Genomic DNA, 1,793 nt, shown 5'->3' with positions numbered 1-1,793 from the left:
ACGGCAAGCCGCTGGCCGGGGATGTCTGGCTGGGCGCGGGCGATGTCGGCGCCTACAGCAAAGCCGAGACATATAACAGAGGGGAAGTCGATAACCGTGTTAATGAAGCTAAAAATTTAGCTCATAACACCGTGGGGGGAATGAGATTGTCAAAATCGAGAGAATATATAGGGGGAAGAATCTTAGCTAGCGGAGAAGTGAATACTGTTGGTTGGGGGAGTTGGACAATATATCCAGAGAGCGCTTATGTTGATGATGGTGGTAGATTGAAAGGCGAAATTCTTCTGAACGTATACTTCCATACAAACGGTAGTTCCAGTAGTGGTTCCAGTAAATGGAAATGTAAAAAATTCGCTGTAGTACAATACTTCATTAATGGTCAATGGGTCAATATAACAGATGATGAATTTATGAAAAGTACCCCTGATACATTCTCTGGAAATAGTGATAATTCTCATGGCCGGAATTAATTATCCAAAATTTTTTAAATGATTTGTAAGGTTGGCAACATACGAGTGTAAGGTACTAACCTTAGTATTGTTTATAGTGATTATTGACACATTAATATATTTATTTAACTATAATTTATTTCTATTGCATTAGGTTATAGTAACGCTAATATATTGATATATATTAAAAACAGTAATTGAGTGTAAATAGGAAATGCTTAATATAAAAAACTTCAAGGAATATAAACCGGATAACCTTAAATTCGGTGAGAATGTGATTTACCTGATTTCGGATGATGGTCAGGACTGGTATGAATGCCAGAAAAAATACCGTGAAAACACGCTAAAAGTGGAATATTACGAAGACGGAACCATAGTAAGAACATCAAAAGATGTATCTCGGTTATGCCCTTACAACGCCAGTGTGCTGGAAATAGAATTTGATGAAGAGTTAGATATAACTCAATGCCATGTTGTAAACGGCAAATTAGTCAAAAAAGATGCCAAAATATTAGAGAAAGAGGCGCAGTTAGAGGCAAGTCGCATCAAACAGGCATTAATTGCTGGTGCTCAGAAACAGATGCAGATGCTACACACCAAATTGCTGATGGGGCGAATTTCTGAAACTGAACGTCAGAAATTGAACCAGTGGCTGGACTATGTGGAAACGGTTGAGGCTGTGGATACATCAGCTGCGCCTGATATCCAGTGGCCGGAACAGTCAGAGTAATGTAATAATAGGTGGGGCTAAATGCCCCATCTTTGGATTTTAAACTAAGTACAGATGTATTATGATGATTTTTATAACTTAATTTAGAGTTTATCTGCTACATTAACCCAGTTACCGTTTATCAAGTATTGTATTGTAGCAAAGGTTGTTACATCCCAATCAGCAGGATAGTCATCATGGCCACGAAAGAGCATATTAACAATAACCTCACCATTTCTTCTGCCGTTATAAGCTAAAAAGTCAGAATCCTCTTCTTCATAGTATCTCTTTCTAGACCAACTAAGGCCAAACTGTCTTTCTTCATAAGAAGTTTCTCTAAAGAGGTACCTAGTGTCACGGGAACCCCAAAAGTAATTTCGAAATGCTGATAGCCTCATTCCACTCACTGTATTATGAGCAATACTTTTAACTTCAGTGATCCGTGATTCGGTTTCCCCTTTGCTGTAGGCGCCGACATCGCCCGCGCCCAGCCAGACATCCCCGGCCAGCGGCTTGCCGTTGACCTTGCGTCCTTGGGGAACGGCGTTCAGGGCTTTCTGGCGGGCTTCCGTTAAACCAAGGTTTTATACTGACCTGTTCGCCTTCATCTTTTATGCTAATTCACAGCCATATTT

The 1,793-nt window shown here is 40.0% G+C and carries 1 protein-coding gene and 1 pseudogene; both read left to right on the top strand.

All coding sequences use genetic code 11. The features are described from left to right. Window positions 1-470: pseudogene (locus AB204_RS22890) on the top strand (hypothetical protein); the annotation flags it as partial. A 193-nt stretch (window positions 471-663) separates the two neighbouring features. Continuing rightward, window positions 664-1,179 carry a tail fiber assembly protein gene (locus AB204_RS18850; RefSeq protein WP_047964925.1) on the top strand — a complete coding sequence of 172 codons (516 nt, stop codon included), beginning with the start codon at window positions 664-666 and terminating at the stop codon, window positions 1,177-1,179. The last annotated feature ends 614 nt before the right edge of the window (window positions 1,180-1,793 follow it).

The organism is Xenorhabdus khoisanae (assembly GCF_001037465.1).
Lineage (GTDB): Bacteria > Pseudomonadota > Gammaproteobacteria > Enterobacterales > Enterobacteriaceae > Xenorhabdus > Xenorhabdus khoisanae.
The sequence above is the reverse complement of the archived record's forward strand: the minus strand, read 5'-3'. Positions and strand labels throughout refer to the sequence as shown.